The organism is Streptomyces sp. NPDC088124 (genome assembly GCF_040685895.1).
Lineage (GTDB): Bacteria > Actinomycetota > Actinomycetes > Streptomycetales > Streptomycetaceae > Streptomyces.
This window is the reverse complement of sequence record NZ_JBFBJB010000010.1, coordinates 112,416-128,589: the sequence shown is the minus strand read 5'-3', so window position 1 is coordinate 128,589 and position 16,174 is coordinate 112,416. Positions and strand designations below refer to the sequence as shown.

The following is a 16,174-nucleotide window of genomic DNA, read 5'->3' as shown; positions in this document are numbered from 1 at the left end:
CGGACTCCCCGAGCTCACCGTCACAGCGCCCTCGCCAGGGTCACCGGAGCGGCGCCGGCCAGAGCGGCCCGTACGGCGAGCGTGGCCGCCGTGGTGGCGGCCAGCGACTCCAGCGGCACCGGCATCGGCCCGCCGGTCCGTACGGCCTTGACGAACGCGGCCAGTTCGGCGGACTGGCCCTTGTCCCGGGCCTTCGGCAGCCGGGAACTCACCCACCGCCTGCCGCGGCCGTCGTGGACGGTGGCCCGGACGAAGTCGTCGAGCCGCAGCGCCCGGCCGTCCGCGACCAGGTCCAGCGTCTCCTTGGGGAAGCCGGCCGGGCCGGTGGTGACATAGCCGATGGTGGCGGTGGAGCCGCCCGGGTAGCCCAGCACGACCTGGAGATCCTCGGCCCCGGGCGTGGTGAGCGCGTACACCGAGACCGGGTCGGCCTCCAGCAGCCAGCTCGCCGTGTCGATGAAGTGCCCGCCCTCCCCGGCGAACCGCGAGCCCTCGGTGGCGCCCCGGAGATACCAGCTGCCGTGCTCCAGCCGGCCCGCGTTGACCAGGTAGCGGAGGCTCGCCGGCCCGGTCCGGGCGCCGAACCGCTGCCTGGCCTCCCGCAGCAGCGGCGCGAACCGGCGGTTGAAGCCCACCTGCAGCCGGTCGTTGCCGGACTCCTCCACCGCCGCGAGCACGCGGGCCAGCTCGTCCTCGGTGAGGGCCAGGGGCTTCTCCACGAACACCGCCTTGCCGGCCAGCAGCGCCCTGCGGGTCAGTTCGGCGTGCGAGCTGTGGCGGGTGACCACGAACACCGCGTCGACGGACGGGTCGCCGAGCACGGCGTCGAGATCGGTGGTGGCCCCGGCGAAGCCGAACTTCCGCTGCGCGTTGGCCGCGGAGAGCGCCGTCGTGGTGACGACCGTGGCCAGCTCGACGCCGTCGCGCCGGGCCAGGTGGGGCAGCAGCATCGACGTCGCGTAGTTCCCCGCGCCGACGAACGCCAGCCGCACCGGCGCCTTCGCGGACCGGGCCGGGGCGGACACCCCGCCACCGCGCCGCACCGCGGGCACGGTCACCGCCGGGGCCTGCGCCTCCCCCGCTTCCTCTTTCCGCTCGGGGTACCGGAACAGCACCGCCACGGCCTTCAGTTCGCCGTCCCGCAGGCCCCGGTACGTCTCGACGGCGTCGTCGAAGTCGGCCGTGCGGGAGATCAGCGGCTCCACGTCGACGCGGCCGCGGGCGACGAGATCGAGGAAGCACGCCAGGTTGCGGCGCTCGGTCCAGCGCACATAGCCGATCGGGTAGTCCCGCCCCTCCAGCTCGTACTCCGGGTCGTAGCGCCCGGGACCGTAACTGCGGGAGAACCGGACGTCGAGCTCCTTCTCGTAGTACGCGTTCCACGGCAGGTCCAGGCGGCACTTGCCGATGTCGACGACCCGGCCGCGGTCCCGGCTCAGCCGGGCGGCCAGCTCGACGGGCTGGTTGCTGCCGCCGCCCGCGGCCAGATACACCTGGTCCACGCCGTGACCGCCGGTGAGTTCTGCGACGGCGTTCGCCACGGCCGCCGAGGCGGGATCGCCGCAGGCCGCCGCGCCCAGACGCTCGGCCAGCTCGCAGCGCACCGGGTCAGGGTCGGCCCCGACGACCCGGACCCCCGAGGCGGCCAGCAACTGCACCACCAGCTGCCCGATCAGCCCCAGGCCGATGACCAGCGCCACCTCGCCGAGCTGCGGCTCACCGCGGCGGACGCCCTGCAGCGCGATCGACCCCACCGTGCCGAAGGCCGCGTGCCGCGGCGCGAGGCCGTCCGGCACCGCGGCGTAGAGGTTCTTCGGCACCCAGTTCAGCTCGGCGTGCAGCGCGTGCTCGTTGCCCGCGCAGGCCACCAGATCGCCGGCCTTCACGTCGTCGATCCCGGCGCCCACCTGCTCGACCACCCCGCACAGCGAATAACCCAGCGGCGTGTAGGAGTCCAGCTTGCCCATCACCTTGCGATAGGTGGCGGGCACCCCGTTGGTGGCCACGCTCTGCACGACCTTGGCCACCTGGTCCGGCCGGGAGCGGGCCTTGCCCAGCATCGACATGCCGGCCTCGGACACCTTCATCAGCTCGGTCCCGGTGGAGATCAGCGAGTAGGCGCTGCGCACCAGCACACCGCCCGGCTTGCACCCCGGCACCGGCACGTCCAGCAGCGCCAGCTCGCCGCTCTTGTAGTTCTGCACAACCTGTTTCACTCGAAGTCCTCTTGTCTCTACGCCGTCAAGGGAGATCGCTCCGCACGGGAGATCGCCAGTCGTCAAGGGGGGCGCTACGCCGCCGGGGGCGGGCCTTGGCCGGCCCCGGAGATCGCGCCGCGATACCAGTACTCAAGGGTCAGCACGTGCCACAGATGCTTCGAGAAGTCCCGGTGCCCGGCGGCGTCCTCGGCGACCAGCCGCGCCAGCGCGTCACGCCGCAGGAACCCGGAACGGACCAGCTCCCCGTCGTGCGCGACCTCACGCACCAGCGGTGCCAGATCCCGGCTCATCCAGGCCCGCAGCGGGGCGCTGAACAGGCCCTTGGGCCGGTACACGATCTCCCGGGGCAGGACGGAGCCGGCCGCCTCCTTGAGGACCGCCTTGCCCTGCCGCCCGACGATCTTCCGGTCACCGGGCACCGCGAACGCCGCCTTCACCACCTCGACATCCACGTATGGCACCCGCACCTCCGTCGAGGCGGCCATGCTCGACCGGTCCGTGTACGCGAGGTTCAGACCCGGCAGGAACATCCGGGCGTCGCCCAGGCACATGCGGTTGACGAAGTCGTCGAGGTCGTTGTCCTGGTAGACGTCCGCGTGCTCGGTCAGTACGTCCTCGACCGTCCCGGCCAGATCCGGGTCGATCAGGGCGAGCAGCTCGTCCCGGTCGTACAGGGTGTAGCTGCGCCGGAACGCGGTCTCCTCCGGCAGATCGGCGAAGGAGAGGAACCGCTTCGCGAAGCGCACCGACCGGTACCCCCGCCGGGCCGTGGCGACCGGCAGCCGCTCCACGGCCGCGGACAGCCCGCGCCGCAGGGGCCGCGGGACGCGCTGGTAGCGCAGCGCGATCAGGTTGGCCAGGTGCTTGCGGTACCCGGCGAACAGCTCGTCGGCGCCCATCCCCGAGAGCATCACCTTGACCCCGGCCTCCCGGGCGGCCGAGCAGATCAGGAACGTGTTGATCGCGGCGGGGTCGCCGATCGGCTCGTCCAGGTGGTACGTCATCCGCGGCAGCAGGTCGAGCACGTTCGGGGCGATCTCGATCTCGTGCAGATCGACGCCGAACCGCTCGGCCACCTGACGGGCGTACCGCAGGTCGTCCGGCATCGCCTCGAACCGGGCGTCCTCGGCACGGAACCCGATCGTGTAAGCGGAGATCCCGGGGTGGTCCCGGGCCGCCAGCGCGGTCAGATAGCTGGAGTCCAGCCCGCCGGAGAGGAAGGTCGCCACGGGTACGTCGGAGAGCAGATGACGCCGGGTCGACTCCTCGACGACGGCCGCGATATCCGGCTGTTCGCCGTCCCGGGCCCGCTCCCGGGCCTCGGCGGCGACCTCCCGGAGGTGCCAGAACCGGCCGCGCTCCACCCGGCCGTCGGGCCGGCACCGCAGCCAGCTCCCCGGCGGCAGCTTCTCCGCCTCGCGGAACGCGCACCGCGAGTCCGGCACCCAGTAGTACAGCAGCGAGGCCACCAGCGCCGCGTGGTCCACCTGGAGCGAACCGCCGGTCACGGCGGCGAGCGCCTTGAGCTCGGAGGCGAACACCAGACCCTCGCCGCGCCGGAGCAGGAACAGCGGTTTGATGCCGAGCTGGTCCCGGGCGAGCACCAGCTCACCGGTCCGCTCGTCGAAGATCCCGAACGCGAACATGCCGCGCAGCCGGGGCAGGCAGTCCGTGCCCCAGCGCCGCCAGGCCTCCAGCAGCACCTCGGTGTCGGAGGTACCGCGGAAGCGCACCCCGGCGGCCGTCAGTTCGGCCCGCAGCTCGGGCGCGTTGTACAGCTCGCCGTTGTACGTCAGGACGAGGCCGCCCGAGACCATCGGCTGGGCGCCGGTCCCGGACAGGTCGATGACGGCCAGCCGGCGGTGCCCGAGGTGCACCTCGCCGTCACCGGCGGGGTGGCTGTAGCGGCCCGCCCCGTCCGGACCGCGGTGGGCGAGGACCTCGGTGAGCCGGTCGGTCACGGCCTTCCCGTCCGGCCACCGGTACGTGCCTGCGATGCCACACATGTTTTACCGTGCCTCCTGGTCGCTGTCCGTGACCCGTGCCGCCCAGCTCGGCAGCCGCTCCGTCCGCCCTCGGTCCGTCCCGTTCCGCCCGGCCGGAGGCTCGTTCCGCCCGGCCGGAGGCTCGTTCCGGCCGGGCGTCGCGGTGCCCGGCCCGTCCCACAGCGCCCCGTCGGTCCGGTCACGCGGATCGGGGTCGATCAGCACCACACCGATCACCGGGACGCGCTGGTCCGCGAGGTGCCGCGCCACGGTGTGCAGCCAGGCGGCGCTGCCGTGCCCGGCCCGTACGACGAGCACGGTGCGGGTGCCGAGGTACCGGAGGTCGGTCCACGCCGTGCCGGGCGCCACCGAGCCGACGCCGATCCGGCGCTCCTGACGCGACCCGGCGGCGGCCTCCTCGCCGCTGACCACGGCCGGGTCTCCCGGCTTCGGGCGGCGGCCGGCGAGCCCCCCGCCGGGCAGACCGTCGACGACGACCACCGGCCCCTCCGCCGCCAGTGCCCGGGCGAGGTCCAGGGCGATCGCGCCCGCGCCGCGGGCGCACCCCAACTCCAGCAGCGACACCGGCCGGTCGGAGCCGCGCACGGTGCGCGCCAGGGACGTGATGAGCCGTTCGTGTGCCGCGCGGGTCCGCCGGCGCCGCCACCGCCCGGCGGGCCGGCCGGGCAGTTCCGCGATGACCGAGGCGCCGAGGTGCGCCGCGATCTCCCGGCGCAGCACGGGGCGGTCCGCCACCACCGTGGAGACCGCGGCCACCGAGAGCCCGAGGACGAGTCCGAGGACCAGCCCGATCCCGGCGTTGGTGGCGGCGGTCCGCGGCAGGGAGTGCCGCACCGCGCGCGGCGCGTCGACGATCTGCGTGCCGGCGACGATCCGGGGCGTGCCGATGCCCGCCTCCGAGGCCCGCCGGCCGAAATCGGTGATCCGCGAGGTGAGTTCGGCCCGCCGGGCGAAGAGCGACTCCATGGCCGCCGACGCCTGCGGCCCGCTCTGCGGCGGTCCGTCCCCGATCGCCTTGTTGACCTGGGCGAGTTCGTCCCGCATCCGGTCACGCTGGTCGAGCAGCCCCTTGGCCTCGGCGTTCGCGGCCTGCCGTATCCGCCGCACATGGTCCGCGACGAACGCGTCGGCCAGCGCCCCGGCGCGGGCCACCGCCGCCGCGTCGCTGTCACCCGTCACCGTGATGTGGAGCAGGTTGTTGGTCAGGCCGGTCCCTCCGTACTCCGCCATGAAGTCCTCCGGTTTCTCCGGGGACCCGAGGGACCGCAGGGCCCGACCGGCGATCAGCGTGGTCCGCAGCAGCGCGGCGTCGGTGCGGATCAGCGTTCCGGGATCGTTCGGCTGGTCCTCCTGGTGAAGGACGAGCACCGTGGTCACCGCGGTCGGCGGCGGCGGCATCAAGGCCGCCACCGCGGCCCCGGCGAGCAGCCCCAGCAGCGCCATGGCGCACCAGAGGCGGCGCCGCCTCCGTACCGCCACCACCAGCGCCTGAAGGTCCAGCAGCGGAGCGGCGGCCGGCGGCTCCGCAGTCGTACGCACCGTCACCCCGGGCCTCCCGTCGCGTCGGCGCCCACCGCGAGCGCCGGCCCGGCGGCTTCCCGGGGACGGCCGGCGGAGCGCGTGGGACGGTCCCGTACCGCCCCGGCGACGACGACACCGACGACCTCGTGCCGGGCGTCCGCACACGCCTCGGCGAGGCCGGCGAGGTCTCCCGTGGTCCAGCTGCCCGCGCTGAGCACGACCAGGGCACCGGACTCGTCGTCGCGGTCCGGCACCATCGGCCGGGACACCGGGACCCCCACCACCCGCGGCAGCAGATCGCTCCCGGCCTCGTCGACGAGCCGTCCGGCGGCCCGGCGGGCCGTCTCGTCGCCGTCCGGGACGACGACCAGCAGCCGCCGGGGAGCCGGCAGCCGGTCCCGGAGACGGGCGCACACCCGCCGGTAGCGGATCCGCCGGCCGGCCTCGTCCCCGGACGCCGTCGGGGCCGGTACGTCCCACCGGACGTCGGCGCCCAGCAGCCCGCGGACCGTGGTCCGCGGGCCCCGGCCCTCCGGCCGGTGCGTGGGCCGTTCCCCCGGTACGTCGACGGTGCCCAGCAGCGCCGAGCCCAGCGCCGCCGCGATCTCCGGTCCGGTGCGCGGCCGGCGGCTCATCCGCGCCGCGGTGAGATGGCCGACGACCGCGAGCAGGAAGAACAGCAGCGCCCCGCCGCCGATGAGCTGTGTCCTCGTCGGCGGTGCCGCGCCGTCCGGCCGGGCCGCCGGCCCCATGACGACCATGCCGGTCTGGCCGGCGGCCGGGTCGGCCTGGTCCAGCCTGTTGATGGCCTCCTGCAGCGCGGTGCGCAGCTTCGCCAGCTCGGTACGGGTCTGCACGCTCTCCACGGTCCGCCCCGGATCGGCCGCGTCGGCCAGCTTGGTGATGCGGCGGCTGGTCTGCGCCACCATCTCCCGCAGCGCCTCGGGGCGCGCCGCCGCCTCGGGGTCGGTGCTGTCACCCGAGATCCGCGCGGCGAACGCGACGAACTGCCGGGCCACCTCGTCGGCGAGCCGCCGCGCGTGCTCCGGGGTGTCGGCCGTGCCCGAGATCCTGATGATGTTCCCGTCGGCGGCCTCGGCGCTCACCCGGTCCCGCAGCGCGCCGTCGCCGGCCCCGGCCCGGCCGAGCGCGGCGGCCGCGCGGTCGATCACCACCGAACTGGTCGCGATCTCCGCCTGGGTCAGCAGCTCGCGCTCCTCCCACGCCCCCGGCAGCAGGACCGACGCCGACGTCGTGTAGCGCGGCGGAAACACCACGGAGGCGGCGAACCCGACGAGCGCGCCCGCCACGGCGAGGAGCGTGAGCAGCCGCAGGCGCCGGCGGACGATCCGCCCGATCGTGGCCAGCCGTATCGTGTCGTCGCTCAACGGCGCGGCCTCTTCCCCGCCCGGTCCGGGCCGCCCGCCGGCGCCGGAACGCTGTCACGGCAGGCGGCGGCGTAGGCGGCGAGCAGCGCTCGCTGGGAGTTCCGCCAGGAGAGCGGCCCGCCGATCCGCTCCTGGCCGATCCGGCCCATCCGGGCCCGCCGCTCCGGATCGTCCAGCAGCAGCGCGATGAGCCCGGCGAACTCGGTCTCGTCGTCGGCGGAGGCGTAGACGGCGGCGTCACCGGCGGAGACGCGCGCCTCCCGGAGGTCGAACGAGACGATCGGCCGGCCCATCACCATGTACTCCAGGACCTTGTTCATCGTCGACACGTCGTTGAGCGGATTGCGCGGGTCGGGGGAGAGACACACGTCCGCGGTGGACAGGTAGCGCACCAGCTCGGCGTCCGGCACGCGCCCGGTGAACCGCACCTGCTCCGAGAGCCCGAGCCGCCGGGACAGCTCCACCATCGCGTCGAAGGTGTCGCCGCCCCCGACGAACACCGCGTGCCAGTCGGTCCGCCCCAGCTCGTCACGGAGCTTCGCGAGGGCCCGCAAGGCGTAGTCGACGCCGTCCTGCGGGCCCATGACACCGAGGTAGCACAGCAGATGAGGCTTGCCGCGCTTCAGCTCCGGCTCGGGCGGTACGGGGCGGAACCGGTCCGTGTCGGGCGCGCTGCGCACCACGAAGACATCCGCGGGACGCCGGCCGCCCCGCCGCACCGCGACGTCCCGGTAGCTCTCGTTCGTGGCGAGCACGATGTCCGCGGCCCGGTACGTCCGCCGTTCCAGCGCGCATACCGCGCGGTAGAGCAGGTCCTCGCCGCGGCCGAACCGGGAGAGGTACAGCTCGGGCACCAGGTCGTGCTGGTCGAAGACGAACCGCGCGCCGCGCCGCTTCAGCCACAGGGCCGGCAGGAACAGCAGGTCGGGCGGGTTGCAGGCGTGGACCACGTCGACCGGGCCGACCTTCCGGGCCAGCCGGACCGTGTGCCACAGCGCCGCTCCGTACTCCCGCAGGTAGCCGGCCGGCCCTCCGGTGGCCGCGCGCAACGGGTAGCGGTGGATCCGCACCCCGTCGATCTCCGCCTCCGGCTCCGTGTCCCGCTTGCTGCCCTGAGGGCAGATGACATGCACCTCCCAGCCCGCGTCGCGCAGCGTCGTGCACTCCTGCCACACCCGCCGGTCGAACGGTACGGAGAGGTTCTCCACCAGGATCAGCGCGCGCCGCCCCGGCCGGCCGCCGCCGCTCGCGTCACCAGGCAAGGCCCACGTACCCCGGTTCGGCCCGGCGCGCCTCGGCGTCGGGAAGGCGGACGAGGTCGACGATCACGGGTCCCTCGCCGTGGGGCAGCGCCGACAGCACGGCCGGATCCCTGGTCCCGACGAGGCACACCTCGGCGTGTTCGAGCACCTCGTCGACGGAGTCCGCGAGCAGCTGCGCGAGGTGCGGCAGCCGGGTCTCGATGTACTCGCGGTTCGCGCCGAGCAGCCGGGACAGGCTCACATTGGCGTCGTAGATCCGCAGGTCGTACCCCTTGCCGAAGAGCCGCTCCGCCAGCTCGACGAGCGGGCTCTCGCGGAGGTCGTCGGTGCCGGGTTTGAAGGACAGCCCGAACAGCCCCGCCCGGCGCTTGCCGGTGCGCTCGACCAGCTCCACCGCGCGCTGCAGATGGTCGGAGTTGGAGGGCAGCACATGGGCGAGGATGGGCACCGAGACATCGGCGCGCCGCGCCGCGTGGACGAGGCTGCGCAGGTCCTTGGGCAGGCAGGAGCCGCCGAAGGCGAAGCCGGGCCGCAGATAGGCGGGGCTGATGTTCAGCTTGCGGTCGGCCAGGAACACGTCCATCACCTGGTGCGAGTCCACCCCGAGCGCCTGGCACACCGCGCCCAGCTCGTTCGCGAAGCCGATCTTGAGGCCGTGGAACGCGTTGTCCGCGTACTTGATCGCCTCGGCCGTCGGGACCGGCACCCGGAACACCTCGCCGGGCAGGCCCTCGTACAGCTCCGCCACCACGTCGCCGCTGGCCGGGTCGAGCTCGCCGATGACGGTCTTGGGCGGGTCGAAGAAGTCCCGCACGCTCGTGCCCTCGCGCAGGAACTCCGGGTTGACCGCGACCCCGATGTCCACCCCGACCGTGCCGCCGACGTACTTCTCCAGGATCGGCACCAGCAGGTTCAGACAGGTGCCCGGGAGCATGGTGCTGCGGAACACCACGGTGTGCCGGCCCCCATTTTCGGCCCCCTCGGCCAGCGCGGCGCCGATCTCCTCGGTGACCCGCTCCAAGTACGTGGTGCACAGGCTGCCGTTGGGCTCCGACGGCGTGCCCACGCAGACCAGCGACACCTCGCTGCCCGCGATCGCCTCGCGGACGTCGCCGGTGGCCCGTAACGCCCCGGTCCGCACGCCCTCGGCGATCAGCTCGCCGATCCGCTCCTCGACCACCGGGGCCTTGCCGTCGTTGACCAGGTCGACCTTCACCTGGTTCACGTCCACCCCGATGACCTCGTGCCCCATGCCGGCCAGGCACGCGGCCGACACACAGCCCACGTAACCGAGCCCGAAAACACTGACTCTCATGACGCGTTCCTCCCCCCGGGCAGGCATCCCCGGCCCCCGGTCCGCGCGTCGGCGGGACCATTGGGTCGCAGCCCCCCGCGCATCAGTAGGCCCCCTGCCCGTAGACCACGGCACGCAGGGTCTTCCACAAGATCACTGTGTCGAGGGCGAGCGACCAGTCCTCCACATACCGCAGGTCGAGCCGGACCGCCTCCTCCCAGGACAGGTCGCTGCGTCCGCTGATCTGCCACAGGCCGGTGAGCCCGGGCTTGACCAGCAGCCGCCGCCGGATGTCCGGGCCGTACGCGGCGGACTCCTCCGGCAACGGTGGCCGCGGGCCGACGAGCGACATCGACCCGGTGAGTACGTTGAAGAGCTGCGGGAGCTCGTCGACCGAGTGCCGGCGCAGCACCGCCCCCACCCGGGTCACCCGTGGATCCCGGCGGAGCTTGAACAGCAGCCCGGCGCCCTCGTTACGGCCGGCCAGCCCGGCACGAGCCCCGTCGGCCCCGGCGACCATCGTGCGGAACTTGAACATGGTGAACTCGCGGCCGTCCTTGCCTACCCTGCGCTGGCGGTAGAACGCCCCGCCCCGGCTGTCGGCCACCACGAGCAGCCCGACGAACACCATCAGCGGCGCGAACAGCACCAGCAGGACCGCCGCGCCCAGCCGGTCGACGACCCCCTTGACCGCCCGGCGGCCCCCGGTGAAGGCCGGCATGCTGACCCGCAGCAGCGGGATCCCGAGCACCGCGTCGATGTGCAGCCGCGGGCCGGCCACCTCCATCAGTACGGGGGCGACGACCATCTCGGCGTCGCTGCCTTCGAGGTTCCAGGCCAGCCGCTGCAGCCGGTCCGGCGACCAGTGCGGGTCCGGTGTGATCGCGACGACCCGGTAGCCGTCGCGGCGGACATGGCCCGCGACGTCCGCCGGCCGGCCGACGACCGGCACACCGTCCAACTGGCCGACGTCGGGCCCGAAGCCGTCCGTCGTGCACACCGCGTCCACCCGCCAGCCGAGGTGCGGGAACTTGCGGGTCCGGGTGATCAGATCGCGTACGGTGTCCGGGCTCCCGGCGGCGAGCACCGGTCTCAGACACCGACCTTCCTTCCGCTGTCTGTGCAGCCAGAGGCGCAGCAGATACCGCGTGGTCATGGTGACGAGCGCGATCGCGGGGATCGCCACGAAGATCCAGAGTTTGATGTTGCGCGAGGTGAGAGCGATCCCGCCGAGCGCCAGTAGGACGGTCGCCGCGAAGAGCGAGCGCCCGAGTCTTCGGAACTCCTCGGCGCCCTGGCCGAGCACGGCCGGAGCCCAGGACCGTCCCACCGCGAGCGCGCCGAGCACCAGCAGCTCGGTGCCGAAGGCGAGAATCCCCCACTTCTCGTGCCAGTTGGCCGCGTCCCGGGCCCCGAAGAAAATGCCGATCGCCGCCACCACGCAGGCGGTGGCCACCGTATCCCCGGCGATCACGGTACGGCGGTACCGCTGCTCCCAGTCGAGCGCGGGCCGGCCTATCGCCCCGTTCGCCAGACGCCCGCGCGCTGACGGAAACGGGCTGAGTAATCCCCCTTGACGCACAGAACCCCCCAAGGTCCCCAGTGGATCGACGTGTTCGCCTCACACTGTTCTCCGCCCGGGAGGCCCCCACCTCCCGCACCGTTCCTCCCCCCGGGGGGACCCCCGCCCCCCGCGCATGCCGACCGGGCTGTTCGAGAGTGACGTGAACAACCCGCCCTGAGCTACCTGAACAACCCGCCCTGACGGCAATGGGCACGGAGGCCCTGCCGGACTCTCAAGGTGCGCGGAAACCCGTCGAAACCCCGGGCGCCCCCCGCGCCCAAGGCCCTCCCGGGCTCCAGGAACTGATCACCCGGCGCCTGGCGCCGGGGGCATGACTGCTGGCTTTCCATACGGCCGGACCTATAGATCATTAACAGTCACCTCGTGCCCGAAGGGCCGAAGCACGGTCAATCTAGACCATCGGGGCCAGGATGAAGAGAGGGTGTGTGGAATTTGTGGTCAGACTTTGAGGCAGGATCCACCAATCGGTCACGACCCACCGATCTCTTCCGGCCATCACGCCGCTCCAGCCCCTCCCCGGGCCCTGTGGAGGGCCGGCCGGCGAGCCGTCACACTCCGCCGAATTGTCCGCTCCGCAAGGGCGTTGTGCGTAGAGTGACGTCTTCGAGCAGCTGGGTCCGGTGCGCGTGACATGCCGTCGGACAGGGGGACCTGGGGGGACCGGCCATGGCCGCTGTACGGGGGAACGACGTCCTGGAGGCGTCACAGGTACGGGTGTACGCGAGCGACGGCGAGGTGGCCGGGGCCGGATTCCTGGTCGCCGGGGACGTGTTGTGCACCTGCGCGCATGTCGTCGTCCGTGCGCTCGGCCTGCCGGGGGAGGATCCGGAGCAACCGCCGGACGGGACGGTCGAGTTCGACTTTCCCCTGCTCGCCGATCGTCCCCGGGCCCGTGCGACGGTGGAGTCCTGGCGTACCGGCGGCGCCGATGTCGCGCTGCTGCGGCTCGGTGAACCGGTCGAGGGCGCCCGGCCCGCACCGCTGGTCGACGGGACGGACGTGTGGCGACACACCTTCCGGACGATGGGCTTCCCGGCCGGTGCCGATCACGGCGTGTGGGCCAGTGGGACGCTGCGCGCCGGGCTGGGCACCGGATGGGTGCAGATGGAAACGGACGAGCCCGGTCCGCGCATCGTGGAGGGCTTCAGCGGGGCGCCGGTCTGGGACGACACACAGAACGGCGTCGTCGGCATGACGGTCGCCGCCCACCCGGGGGAGTCCACCGCGTATCTGCTGCCCTCGGCCGATCTGGTCGACGAGGCGACCCTGGAGCCGCGGTGCCCGTTCCAGGGCCTGGCCCCGTTCACCGAGGACGCCGCGGAGTTCTTCCACGGCCGCGACGCCGACATCGAACGGCTCCTGACCGCCGTACGCAGACGTGCCCTGACGCTGGTGGCCGGGCCGTCGGGGTGCGGCAAGTCGTCGCTCGTACGGGCCGGGGTACTGCGCCGGCTGCGGGCGGCCGGGGCGGACGTCACGGTGCTGCGGCCGGTGCCGGGGGTGCGCCCGGCCGCCGTCGTCGCGCGAGCGCTGGCCCGGGTGCTGGAACCGGGGCTGGGCGAGGTCGACCGCCTCGCCAAGGCGGAGGAACTGGCGGGTCTGCTCGACGCGGGCGACGGCATCGCCTCCGAACTGCGCGCCCGGGTACTGGCCCGGAGCGGAGGCTCCCGCCATGTCCTCTTCGTGGACCAGTTCGAGGAGTACGTGGGCGCCGAACCCGCCGCGGGCCGTGAGCTCTTCGGCCTCTTCACCGACCTGGCGGGCGACGGACTGCGGATCGTGGCGACGGCACGCCCCGACTCGCTCGACGCCCTGAACACGGCCGGTACCTCCGCCCTCGTCAGCGAGGCCGTCCAGTTCCTCGCGCCGCTCGCCGGGGAGGGCCTCGAACAGGCGGTGACGGCGCCCGTCGACGCCGTACCCGGACTGTGGTTCGAAGCGGGCCTGCCGGAACGGATCGTCGCGGACGCGGGCGACGAGCCGGGCCGTATGCCGCTCGTCCAGTTCGCGCTGACCGAACTGTGGCGGCGGCGCAGCCGCGCCATGCTCACGCACGCGGCCTACGACGACCTGGGCGGGGTCGCGGGCGCCCTCGTCGGCTACGCGGACGACGCCTACGCCGAGCTGTCGAAAACCGCACAGGGCCGCGCCCGGCGGCTCTTCGTCCAACTCGCCCGCCCGGGGGACGGCGACACCTTCACCCGCAGGCCCACCCGCACGGCCGATCTCGCCCCGGAACTCGTCGCGCTCGCACGCGACCTCGCTCGGGGCAAGCTCGTCGTCCTCTCCCACGCACCGGGCGACGACGAACACGAGGAGATCGTCGACCTGGCGCACGAGGCCCTGACCGTCCACTGGTCCCTGCTCCGGGGCTGGCTCGTCGACTCCCGCGACTTCCGCCTCCGGCAGGAACAGGTACGCGCCGACCTGAACCGCTGGCAGTCCCAGCAGCGCGAGCCCGCCCGCCTGCTCAGCGGCACGGACCTGGCCGAGGCGGAGCGCCTGCTGGACGCGCACCCCGAACCGGACGACATCTCCCCGGCCGAACGGGAGTACATCCACCTCAGCGGCAGACATACCCGCCGGGGCGCCCGTCGGTGGCGGACCGCGGTGGCGGGGCTGGGCGTACTGACCGTCCTCGCACTCGTCCTGACATTCACCACCTATCAGAACCTCCAGCGGGCGGAGAAGCAGCTCCGCGCCCAGGCGGCCGGTCTGCTCGCCCGGGCGGCGGAGGACCGCCCGCCCAACGCCCCTGGTACGGCCTTGCAGTTGGCCTTGGCGGCCTGGCACGCACAGGACACCCCGGGGACCCGGCAGGCACTGATGAACCAGTATGTGCGGAGCCAGGACGTCACGGGGACCTATCCGTCCCTGTGGCGGGGCAGGATCGACAGTCTGAGCGCGAGCGCTGACGGCCGGGTGCTGGTGGTGGAATCGGAGGTGTCGGGCGAGCAGTCGGTGCTGACCGTGGTCACGGGTGCTCCGGGGGAGAAGCGCCGAGCGAGGGAACTCGTCCATGTTCCCAAGGGTGATCCCCGGGTCGCGGTGAGCCCCGACGGGCGCTTCGTCGCCGCCACGGTCGGCACAGGGGGTGTCCGCCTGTGGCGTACGGGCGAGGGCGGCCCGAAGCAACCCGCGGCCCTGACGGGCAGCCCCTACACCGTCGACGGAGGGGTGACCACGCGGCTGGACTTCAGCAGCGACAGCAGGCGGCTCCTCTTCGCGGTTGCCCCTGCTCAGGGGTGCGTCACCGCGGGAAACCGGTGCGGTAAAGCGCTCGTGGACGTATGGGAGACCACCTCCGGCCACCGGTCGGGGCCCATTTCCCGGATGGTGCTCGAGAACGACATGAGCGATGTGGCGTTCACCGCCGACGCCGACTCCGTGGCGGTACTCCCTCCGCCGACGAAGGCCGGAGGAATCGTGGAAGTGCGGGACCTCGCCTCCGGGCGCCCGCTGTATTCCAGGAGCGTGACAACTTCCGGGTACGCGCGATTCCGGGAAGGCGGCGACATCGTCGTCCCCGACGAGGACGCGACGGGGAAGGCATGGGAGCTCGGCCGGACGCCAGGGCGTTCGTACGAGGTACCCCGCTCCTTCTTCTCCGACGCCACCGAGCGTTACACCTACGACCACGTGACCGTCGAACCGGGCACAGGTGCGGAGTTGGAATACACGGAGCACCTTCTCATCGATGTACGGAGCGGCCGCACGTACCGGACACGCATTCCCAGCGCGGGCTTCGGATACTGGCCGCAGATCGCGGTCGTCCCGGGTAGGGGAGAGGAACTGACGGTCCTGGCGGCTCTGGGGTCGACTCTGCTGGAGACACGGGCCGAACAGGTCGGCGGCGAGCGCTACCGGCCCGGCCGGCAGGGCAACAGCGTCGATGCGTTGTCTCCGGACGGCAGGCTCTCCGCCCGGGTGGCCGACGACCGGATCGATCTCCTGGACACGTCCCGCCGCGAGCCGCTCCAATCTTTCCGGCTACCGAAACCGGCCGGGTCGGCGGAGTGGACACCGGCATGGACCGCCGACTCCCGGCGACTCGTGGTGTGGGGGAAGAACGGCCGGCTTCTCCGATCGTATGCGGTGGGAAACGCCACGGCGGGATCCGTGCCTCTGACCAATTCACTGCCGGACTTCGGCCAGGTCGACGCCGTGGTCGGCGTCGGCGGCAGTGAGATCGCCGTCGTCTCCGCCGACGCCCTGCTGGCACGTATGGACGCCGCCACCGGGAAGGTGACCACGAGGCCCTTTCCGATCTACCGTGGCGAGGACGACGCCACGGACACCTACTTCGGAGGTATTCAGCTGGCCGCGAGACCGGAGCACCCCGGGCAGGTCGCGGCGGTCACGTTCGGCAACACCATCGGGCACAACGCGGTGCAGCTGTGGGATCTGCGGGGTCCCCGACGCGTCACCGTGCTGCGCGGCATGCCCATCAGTTCTTCTCCGCCTGCCGACCTCTACCCCGCGACGCTCGCTTTCGACCCGGCGGGCACGCACCTCGCGGTCGTCAACACCGATGCCCAGGCGCGCGTCTGGGAGGTTTCGAGCGGGAAGCGGTCCACGCCACCCGTGCCATGGAAACCGGACGACCAGCTCGTCGGCCTGACAGCGGACGGGCGCCTTGCCGTCATTCGTGACAAGCGACTGCATTTCATCGACCCCGAAGACAGCGGCAACAACATTTCGATGCCGGTGGAACTGGGCCTTTATCGCCTGGACGGCCACCGCCTGACGGTCGAATCGAGAGGCGTGAGACAGAACTTCGACCTGCGCCCCGAGGCGCAGTTCCGCGCACTCTGCGACGCCGCCGGCCGGGACTACACCGACGCCGAACGCAAACTGCTGCCCGACGGCACCCCCGACGGGCCACCGTGCTCCTGACAT

Annotated in this window: 8 protein-coding genes; 1 reads left to right on the top strand and 7 read right to left on the bottom strand. The window is 72.9% G+C overall.

Translation table 11 applies throughout. The annotated features are described in order from the left end of the window. Positions 1 to 20: 20 nt before the first annotated feature. The 7 genes from AB0P17_RS10845 to AB0P17_RS10815 form a co-directional block, all read right to left on the bottom strand. A complete protein-coding gene (locus AB0P17_RS10845; RefSeq protein ID WP_365809614.1) occupies positions 21 to 2,216 on the bottom strand; it encodes a bi-domain-containing oxidoreductase in 2,196 nt (731 codons plus the stop codon). A gap of 74 nt (positions 2,217 to 2,290) precedes the next feature. Further along, positions 2,291 to 4,225 (bottom strand): asparagine synthase (glutamine-hydrolyzing), encoded by a 1,935-nt coding sequence (gene asnB / locus AB0P17_RS10840; RefSeq protein ID WP_365809612.1) that lies wholly within the window; start codon positions 4,223 to 4,225, stop codon positions 2,291 to 2,293. Between the two features lie 3 nt (positions 4,226 to 4,228). Beyond that, complete coding sequence (locus AB0P17_RS10835; RefSeq protein ID WP_365809610.1) at positions 4,229 to 5,770, bottom strand: Wzz/FepE/Etk N-terminal domain-containing protein; 1,542 nt, start codon at positions 5,768 to 5,770, stop codon at positions 4,229 to 4,231. Further along, on the bottom strand, positions 5,767 to 7,134 hold the full coding sequence (locus AB0P17_RS10830) for a Wzz/FepE/Etk N-terminal domain-containing protein (protein WP_365809609.1): 1,368 nt from the start codon (positions 7,132 to 7,134) through the stop codon (positions 5,767 to 5,769). The genes AB0P17_RS10835 and AB0P17_RS10830 overlap by 4 nt, the downstream gene beginning before the upstream one ends. Then, positions 7,131 to 8,396 (bottom strand): glycosyltransferase family 4 protein, encoded by a 1,266-nt coding sequence (locus tag AB0P17_RS10825; RefSeq protein WP_365809608.1) that lies wholly within the window; start codon positions 8,394 to 8,396, stop codon positions 7,131 to 7,133. Before AB0P17_RS10825 ends, AB0P17_RS10830 begins: the two co-directional genes overlap by 4 nt. Further along, positions 8,386 to 9,711 (bottom strand): nucleotide sugar dehydrogenase, encoded by a 1,326-nt coding sequence (locus AB0P17_RS10820; protein ID WP_365809607.1) that lies wholly within the window; start codon positions 9,709 to 9,711, stop codon positions 8,386 to 8,388. Before AB0P17_RS10820 ends, AB0P17_RS10825 begins: the two co-directional genes overlap by 11 nt. Before the next feature lie 82 nt (positions 9,712 to 9,793). After that, positions 9,794 to 11,272 (bottom strand): sugar transferase, encoded by a 1,479-nt coding sequence (locus AB0P17_RS10815; RefSeq protein ID WP_365809605.1) that lies wholly within the window; start codon positions 11,270 to 11,272, stop codon positions 9,794 to 9,796. Between the two features lie 669 nt (positions 11,273 to 11,941). On the opposite strand from AB0P17_RS10815, the gene AB0P17_RS10810 reads away from it, so the two are divergent. Beyond that, complete coding sequence (locus AB0P17_RS10810) at positions 11,942 to 16,171, top strand: hypothetical protein (RefSeq protein ID WP_365809603.1); 4,230 nt, start codon at positions 11,942 to 11,944, stop codon at positions 16,169 to 16,171. The last annotated feature ends 3 nt before the right edge of the window (positions 16,172 to 16,174 follow it).

Bases quoted from the DNA above. Each gene is read 5' to 3' on its own strand.
- asnB (WP_365809612.1), bottom strand. From the start codon at position 4,225: ATGTGTGGCATCGCAGGCACGTACCGGTGGCCGGACGGGAAGGCCGTG.
- AB0P17_RS10820 (WP_365809607.1), bottom strand. From the start codon at position 9,711: ATGAGAGTCAGTGTTTTCGGGCTCGGTTACGTGGGCTGTGTGTCGGCC.
- AB0P17_RS10810 (WP_365809603.1), top strand. From the start codon at position 11,942: ATGGCCGCTGTACGGGGGAACGACGTCCTGGAGGCGTCACAGGTACGG.